The sequence below is a fragment of the Acidimicrobiia bacterium genome (assembly GCA_036396535.1).
Lineage (GTDB): Bacteria > Actinomycetota > Acidimicrobiia > Spongiisociales > UBA5794 > DASWKR01.
In genome coordinates this window covers 113,692-121,135 of sequence record DASWKR010000028.1, presented here as the reverse complement: position 1 = coordinate 121,135, position 7,444 = coordinate 113,692, and the positions used below count along the sequence as shown (strand labels likewise).

The window sequence follows — 7,444 nt, the reverse complement described above, 5'->3', positions numbered from 1 at the left end:
GCGAGATCCCTTCCGTCGGGGCCTCGGCGAGCGACGAGGCGCCCCCTGAGAGCAGCACGAGGAGGTGGTCCTCCTCGCCCATGCTGTCGGCGAGCTCCACGAGCAGCCTCCCTGCCGCGAAGCTCTCCTCGTTCGGGGTGGGGTGCCCGGCAATGACGAGCCTCGCTCCGGTGGGCACCGGGACGTCGTGGGGCGCCACGACGAGCCACTCCTCGGCGTCCACGAGGCGGGACGCACCGACGGCCATGCCTCCGGCCGCCTTGCCGATGGCGACGACGTGCGAGGCGGCGACGGGGTGTGCGGTGAGCCACGACGAAACGAGGCGCTCTGGGCCGACCGCCTCGACTCCGGCCAGGAAGTACCTGATCAGGTCGGCCCTGGTCGTCATGGCGGTGACGCTACATGCGGTGCGATCGAGGTGGAGAGGACGTGTGGACGACCGCGATCGACTGAGCCCGGCTCAGCGACCAACCGCGTCGAGCATCCGGTAGAGCCGGGCGGCAGCTGGGAGGAACCACGGCTCGCTCCTGTAGTACGGCCGCGTCGGGTGGGGGATCTCCTCGAAGGGGCTCGAGTCGAGCTCTCCTGTGATGCGGCCGGCAACCTCGGCGCCCAGGTAGGTGGCGATGGCGACGCCGTGGCCCCCGTAGCCGAGGGCGTACCACATGCCGTCGACCCGGCCGATGTGAGGCATGAGGTCGAACGTGACGCCGAGCTTGCCGCCCCACGAATGGGTCAGCCGACGATCGGCGAGCTCGGGAAACACGTCCGTGGTCCGGGCGCCGAGAATGGCGGCGCTCTCCATCAGGTCGAGGTCGGTCGAGAGGTCGTTGCGCCCACCCATCAGGATCCGGTTGTCGGGTGTCCGCCTGAAGTAGTTGAGAAAGCGCCGGGCGGTCCACAGCATCCGGTTGGCGGGGATGAGACGCTCTGCGACCGCCTCATCGAGGGGCTCGGTGACGACGATGTAGCTGCCGATCGGGATGACGCGCCTCCGGAGCGCCGGAACAGGCCTTGTGCCGGTGTAGCCGTTCGTCGCCAGCAGCACGGCACCCGCCGAGACCTTGCCTCTCGGGGTGAGCAGCTGGTAGCCGGTGACCGTGCGGGCGATGTTCGTGACGGGGGCGTCCTCGACGAGAGTCGCTCCTGCCTCGGCGACGGCGCCGGCGAGGCCGTACACGTACCGAGCCGGATGGACGCCTGCGCCGGCGGCGTCGATCGTCGCAGCAGTGAAGCGGGCGCTGTCCACCACCTCACGGATGCTCTCGGGCCCGACGACCACGAGCTCATGACCGAATCGGGTATGGATCCACTCGGCGCTCTGGCGGAAGCTCCGCAGGTCACGCGGGGACGTTCCGAGCTCGGCGCCGCCGACGCGGCTGAGATCACACTCGATCCCGTGCGACTCGACGATCTCCTCGACGAGGGCGACTGAGTCGAGCCCCGCCTGCCAGAACCGCCTCGTCAGGTCCTCGCCGTATGCCTTCCAGACCTTCTCGATCGGCGCCTTGAGGCCGATGTTGACCATCCCACCGTTGACCGAGCTGGCACCGGACCCGATGCTCCCGGCGTCGATGACGGTGACCGCGGCGCCGGATCGCAGCAACGCCCTGGCGGCGGAGAGCCCGGTGTACCCGGCTCCGACGATGGCGACGTCTGTGGTCGGCGGGAGCTCCCCGACTGCGAGCGACTTGGGCCGCGGGAAGTCGTCTTGCCAGAACGCCACGGTCTTCAGCACGGCTCCTCCACGGCGGCGGCGGCACCCATCGTCGGGACGTCAGATGGCGTCGAGCCCGGCGCGCAGCCCGGCGGCGAGCTCGTCGAGCTGGTCACTCGTGATCGTGAATGGGGGGGATACCTGGAATCCACCGCCGGCGATGGCTCGCGTGATCACCCCGGCCGACCTGGCGGCGTCGGCCCCACGTGCGGCGGCGGATGGGTCCTCTGCGACGAGGTCGGGGTCGAGCTGCACGGCGGCGAGCGCCCCGACCCCTCCTCGCAGGCCGGCGACGTTCGGATGATCGAGAAGAGACTCGAGTGCCTCCATGATCTCGATCTCCAGCTCGAGCACCCTGGGGATGAGGCCCTCCCGCTCGATGATGTCGAGGTTGGCGAGCGCCGCAGCGCACACGGTCGGGTGGCCCGAGTACGTGTATCCGTGACGCCACACCGCATCGGTCCCGTCGGCCCAGAACGGCTCGGCCACCTTCGGGGAGGCGAGGACGCCGCCGAGCGGCAGGTAGCCGGACGTGACACCCTTGGCGAACGTCACGATGTCGGGCTCGAGGCTGAACCGCTCCGAGGCAAACCAGGCACCGACACGGCCGAAGCCGGTGATCACCTCGTCGGCGATGAACAGCGCCCCCGCCTCGTCGACGAGCCGCCTGGAGTCCTTGAGGTAGGTGTCCGTCACGGGCCGCACCCCGCCGGCACCCAAGACCGGCTCGCAGAAGAACCCGGCGAGCCTGTCTGGGCCGACCTCGTCGATGGCGCGCTCCAGGTCCTCCACCGAGTCGTGCGGGACCCTGACGACGTCTTGGACGAGCGGACCCGTGCCGGCCCGATTGGGATCGATCCCGGCGAAGCTCGTCCCGAAGCCGTGCATCCCGTGGTACGCCCAGTCACGGATGACGAACACCACCCGTTCTGGCTCTCCCGTCTCGGCGAAGTAGCGCCGTGCCAACTTGGCCGCCGTGTCGACCGAGTCCGACCCGCCCGACGTGAGGAACACCTTGCTCCCGGGGACGGGAGCGATCGAGGCGAGCCGGTCGGCGAGTGCCAGCGTCGTCGGGTTGGCATAGTCGCCGAAGGTGTGGAAGGCGGCGAGGCTCTCCATCTGCCGCTTGACCGCTTCGACGATCTCGGCCCGTCCGTGCCCGATGTTGGCGTACCACAGGCTGGCGGTGGCATCGAGGTAGCGGTTCCCGGCAGCGTCGAACACGTACACGCCCTCGCCGCGGGTCACCACGAACTCGTTGCCCTTGACTGTGGCCATGTTGGCGAATGGGTGCCAGTAGGAGGTCATGATGGGCGGATGGTACCCAGCCGGATCGGGTGCGGTTCAGGCTGCCGTCCCGCTGCCGATAACCTCGGATGGGCGGCACGCCATCCTGTCGCCCGATGACCCGATGAGCGAACCAACAGCACCAACCTCCGATCTCCGTACGGCGCCGCTACGGCTGGCGCCCTTGGTGCTCATGGCTTTCATGTTGCCGTGGGAGTTCCTCACCGTCCTGGCGGTGTACGAGGAGAAGACATTCCGGTTCTTCGACACCCTCGTCACCGCGACGCCCTCGGACGTCGCCGGCGTGGTGTTCCTGGTGCTCTCCGGACCAACCGTCTGGCGGCGCGTCATCGATGCGAGACGCTCGCCCGGGGTGCACCTCGTCGGGTGGCTGCTCGCCGCGGCTGCCGTCTCGTACGCCTTCAACCCGACTTTGCGGGGGCTCAGCCTGCTGATACGGCTGGCTGTGGTCGTCGTGGTCGTGCTCGAGGTGGCCGCTATGCCGCGCCGCCGGGCCCGCATGATGGTTGCCGCCCCTCTCGTGGCCGGTGTTGCCGTCGCCGGCGTCATCGCGGCGATCCAGATCGTCGTCGGCGGCCGCATCGGGATCCTCGGGGAGCAGTCCGTGTTCTCGGTGGCGGGCCCGTTCGTCAGGCCGTCCGGCACTTCGACCCACCCGTACATGCTCGCCGGGCTCTCGCTCGTCGCCTCAGCCGTCGGGGTGGCGTTCGCAGGGCGACGTGCCCGGCCGCTGTGGATCGCGGCCACCGGGCTCGCCGCGATCCCGCTCGGCTTGAGCTTCTCACGGGCAGTTCTCGTCAGCTTCCTGCTGCTGGTGCCCCTCTGGATGTTCGCGTGGCGGAACGACCCGGGCCGCCATGCCAGACCATTGGTTGCCGTCCTCGTCGGCTTCGCCGTGCCGGCGCTGGTGTTCGGCCAGGGGTGGCTGGCCAGAGTGGACGACTCGCTCACCACGGACCTCGACTCGATCAGCAGCCAACGCCTCGAGATCGCCAGGATCGCCTTGGAGATCATCGGCGACCACCCCGTCGTCGGCGTCGGACCGTGGAACTACGCGCTGGCCAGCGAGCCCGAGTACGAGGATGGGACGCTGCCTTCGCCCGTGCACAACACGGTGCTCCTCATCACCGCCGAGATGGGCGTGGTCGCCGGGGTGGGATACGTCGTCTTCCTCGCCTTGCTCGCCATTCGGATCGGCAGGAGGCGGCCGGCAGCGCTCGCTCTGCTCGCCGCCCCGTTCGGTCTGTGGCTCTTCGACACCATCCCGTGGTTCTACCCGAGCGGGCTGCTCCTGTTCGGGCTCCAGGTCGGGCTCGTGTGCTCGCTCATCCCGGCAGGCCCGAGACGAACGCCTGGGGGAGGGGAGGCGCCTGTGGCCGCCGGCGCCGACGCCGTCACAGCGTGAGGCGGCCGCCCTGAGGTGTGGCGCGCATCGTCGACGTCTCCTGGAGGACGCCGATTCCGTCCGTCGTCGTCGACGTGTTGGCGCACCCACCTGACTCGTGGCTCTGGTAGTTGGCTCGCACCGCAGCCGGCTGGATGTGGCCGCCCTGGTCGTCGATGGCCGTGAGGTCGGACCAGCGCACCGTCACACCCGGGTCGTCACAGCGGGCGAAGACCTCGCTCCACACGACGGGTGAGATGAGCCGTTCGCCGCCGGGGTGGAGCTCGCGCACCTTGGTCGTCTCGCCGGACACCAGGTTCGTGACCTCTCCGAGCCACCACCCGTCGTTGCTTCCCGGCGAGATCCTCAGACGGTAGGGAGTCGCAGGCGCCCAGGCGTAGTCGCGTGTGTTGGCGTTGCCGCGGGCGCTCGGCAGGTCAGACGAAGTTCCGTCGAGGATCAGCCCGTTCCGGTCGTAGCCGCCCCAGTTGACGGCTGTGTGACCCGGGTGGCTCGGGTGCCATTGCAGCCCGAGATGGGCTCCGCCGAGCCGCCCCTCGGGGCCGACGAAGCTCGCCTGCAGAGCCCAGAAGTGGAGCCTGTCGACGACGGGCGGCACGAGGATCTCCAGCGTCGCCTCGACGGCGACGATCGAGCGGTCCGGAGGCATGTCCCAGTTGACGTGGAAAGAGGAGGCGCCGTTCGAAGACGCCGGCAAGCCTGTGACACGCGGTCCTGACTGCGGCGCCACGCGGAACCGATCGAGCAGGCGGCGCAGGAACGTCAGCATGGTCCACCCGAGGTGGGCGTGGGCGTCGTGATACACCGGGCCGCGTCGTTCGCCTGCCTCATGGCTGGGATCCTACGCCGACCGCCCGCCGCCCATCGGCTGTTTCGTGCGGCGGCGGGCGTCGGCGGCTCAGCTTCCGAGGTCGATGACGAGCGTCTGCAGGTCGGTGAATTCCTCCAGGCTGCCCCGCCCCCAGCCGGTGTCGGTGCCCGCTGCCCCTCCGAACGGTTGGAACGTCTCCCAGAAGTCCGTCGAGTCGTTGACGACGACCGTTCCGCTGCGGATGCGGTCGGCATACCAGAACGCCTTGTGGAGGCTCTTGGTGAAGACTGCTGCCTGCAGCCCGAGCCTCGTCCGGTTGGCGATGCCCGCGGCGTCCTCGTCGTCGCGCGCCGTGAGGATGGGCAGCACCGGGCCGAACGTCTCCTCCTGAGAGACTGCCGCTTCCTCCGGTACCTGGTCGATGAGGGTGAGCTCGTAGTACAGGTTCGTCGGATGGCCGGGCGCTCTCCGTCCCCCGGCGAGGATCGTGGCGCCCCTGTCGGTCGCATCGGCGAGATGGCGGTCCATCTTCATCGCCGTCGGCTCGTTGTTGAGGGGCCCCATGTTGGTCGCCTCGTCGAAGGGGTCACCCAGCCGCACGTCCTTCGACGCCTCGAGCGCCCGCTCGACGAACTCGTCGTGGACGGCCTCCGTCACGATGACCCGCTCCGTAGCACAGCAGACCTGGCCGGCGTTGTAGTACGCCCCGAAGACGGCGGCACCGGCGGCGGCCGAGACGTTGGCGTCGTCCGTGACGATCGTCGGTCCGTTGCCCGACATCTCCATGATGGATCGCTTGACGCCCATGGCGGCGATGATCTTCTTCCCGGTCGCCGACGATCCGGTGAACCCGATGCCGTCGACGCCGGCGTGGCGGACGAGCATCTCGCCGATGTCCCCTCCGCCGGGGATGATCGAGATGAGACCCTTGGGAACGCCGGCGACATCGAACGCCTCCGCCAGCTTGAGCAGCGCCCACGAGGTGAACTGGGGAGGCTTGACGATGACGGCGTTGCCTGCGGCCAGGCCGGGACCCACGTACTCGAGCGGGATCGTCACCGGGAAGTTCCACGGCGTGATGGCGGCCCATACGCCCACGGGACGCCGAAACGTGAACATCCGCTTGTTGCGGTCGGTCGTCGGGATGTTCTCGCCTCCGAGGCGCTTGACGTCCTCGGCGGCGTTGAGGAAGTACTGATTCGCCTCGGTGATGTCCGCCAGCGACTCGGCGTGGTACGGCTTGCCCTGCTCGAGAGTCTGGATGCGGGCGATCTCCGGAACGAGGTCCTCGATGGCCGCCGCGACCCTGTGGCACAGCTCCGCCCGCTCGAACGCCGACCAGAAGCGGTACTCCTCCTGGGCGGCCCTGGCGGCGGTGACCGCCTCATCGACGTCGGCGTCGGACGCCATCGGGACGTTGGCGACGTGCTCACCGGTCACCGGCGAGATCAGCTCGTGATGTCCGTCACCTGTGCCCTCCGTCCACTCTCCCGCGAGGTAGATCTCGAGATCCCGGGCCACTTGCACTCCTCCGCGCTCGGTGCGAGGGCACGTTACCGCCGGTGCAGGTCACCGGCTGATGACGGTCGTCGAGGAATCCCGGGCTTCACCTGTGGCGCGGTTCGGTGCATACTCGTGGTGCAAGGAGAGAGGACGACGATGCCGAGCCTCGACTGGGAGAGCCACGACGATGGCTACGAGAGCGGCCCGTACCGCGTCCGCCGCACTTCCGCGACGATTGCCGGATCCTGGCAGCTCGACGTCCTGGCACGCCCTCCCCGGCAACCGGCCGTCGAGTCGAGCTCCCGCCACCGCACGCCGGGGGCGGCGAAGGCGGCAGCGGAGCGCCTGGAGAAGCAGCACCTTCGCACCCTGAGGGTGTCGTTCAACGGCGTCACCGCCACGGTCTGCATCGCCCTGTTCATGGCGCTGGCACCTTTCGTCACGACGATCGGCACCTATGCGGTGGCGCTCGTTGCGTTGGCGGTCGGGCTCCGGTCGTTCGCCAACGCCGTCTCGGAGCGCTACGAAGACGCCTGGGGATGGAACCGGGACGTCGGCGTCGAGGGCAGCAGCCCGCTCGCCGACCATATCGCCCTCCGGCTCGTCGACGGGCTCCGGGAGCCTGCGGGCCACACCCCGAGCTCATCTGCGGTCCGGGTCCTGCCGCCGAGAGACTGATCGACCGCGGGGCGTATCGAGG

The 7,444-nt window shown here is 69.3% G+C and carries 7 protein-coding genes; 2 read left to right on the top strand and 5 right to left on the bottom strand.

Annotated features, from left to right (window positions below; translation table 11 throughout):
* The 3 genes from VGC47_04655 to VGC47_04645 all read right to left on the bottom strand — a co-directional run.
* On the bottom strand, positions 1-388 hold a 388-nt coding region (locus VGC47_04655; protein ID HEX9854583.1), incomplete at its 3' end, for a DUF4147 domain-containing protein.
* Between the two features lie 72 nt (positions 389-460).
* The gene (locus tag VGC47_04650) at positions 461-1,738 is read right to left on the bottom strand and encodes an FAD-binding oxidoreductase (protein HEX9854582.1); all 1,278 of its coding nucleotides are present in this window, start codon (positions 1,736-1,738) and stop codon (positions 461-463) included.
* Between the two features lie 39 nt (positions 1,739-1,777).
* Positions 1,778-3,025 (bottom strand): aminotransferase class III-fold pyridoxal phosphate-dependent enzyme, encoded by a 1,248-nt coding sequence (locus VGC47_04645; GenBank protein HEX9854581.1) that lies wholly within the window; start codon positions 3,023-3,025, stop codon positions 1,778-1,780.
* 172 nt (positions 3,026-3,197) lie between these two features.
* Here VGC47_04645 and VGC47_04640 point away from each other — a divergent pair, with 172 nt between their 5' ends.
* Complete coding sequence (locus tag VGC47_04640) at positions 3,198-4,430, top strand: O-antigen ligase family protein (protein HEX9854580.1); 1,233 nt, start codon at positions 3,198-3,200, stop codon at positions 4,428-4,430.
* Here VGC47_04640 and VGC47_04635 read toward each other — a convergent pair.
* Together VGC47_04635 and VGC47_04630 are read right to left on the bottom strand one after the other, a co-directional pair.
* Positions 4,420-5,235, bottom strand: a complete 816-nt coding sequence (locus tag VGC47_04635; protein HEX9854579.1) for a hypothetical protein — start codon at positions 5,233-5,235, stop codon at positions 4,420-4,422. The genes VGC47_04640 and VGC47_04635 overlap by 11 nt on opposite strands.
* A gap of 93 nt (positions 5,236-5,328) precedes the next feature.
* Positions 5,329-6,762 carry an aldehyde dehydrogenase family protein gene (locus VGC47_04630; GenBank protein HEX9854578.1) on the bottom strand — a complete coding sequence of 478 codons (1,434 nt, stop codon included), beginning with the start codon at positions 6,760-6,762 and terminating at the stop codon, positions 5,329-5,331.
* Positions 6,763-6,900: 138 nt separating this feature from the next.
* Between VGC47_04630 and VGC47_04625 the strand changes: the two genes are divergently transcribed.
* Positions 6,901-7,422 carry a hypothetical protein gene (locus tag VGC47_04625; GenBank protein HEX9854577.1) on the top strand — a complete coding sequence of 174 codons (522 nt, stop codon included), beginning with the start codon at positions 6,901-6,903 and terminating at the stop codon, positions 7,420-7,422.
* Positions 7,423-7,444 lie beyond the last annotated feature (22 nt).

Bases quoted from the DNA above. Each gene is read 5' to 3' on its own strand.
- VGC47_04625 (HEX9854577.1), top strand. From the start codon at position 6,901: ATGCCGAGCCTCGACTGGGAGAGCCACGACGATGGCTACGAGAGCGGC.
- VGC47_04640 (HEX9854580.1), top strand. From the start codon at position 3,198: ATGGCTTTCATGTTGCCGTGGGAGTTCCTCACCGTCCTGGCGGTGTAC.
- VGC47_04645 (HEX9854581.1), bottom strand. From the start codon at position 3,025: ATGACCTCCTACTGGCACCCATTCGCCAACATGGCCACAGTCAAGGGC.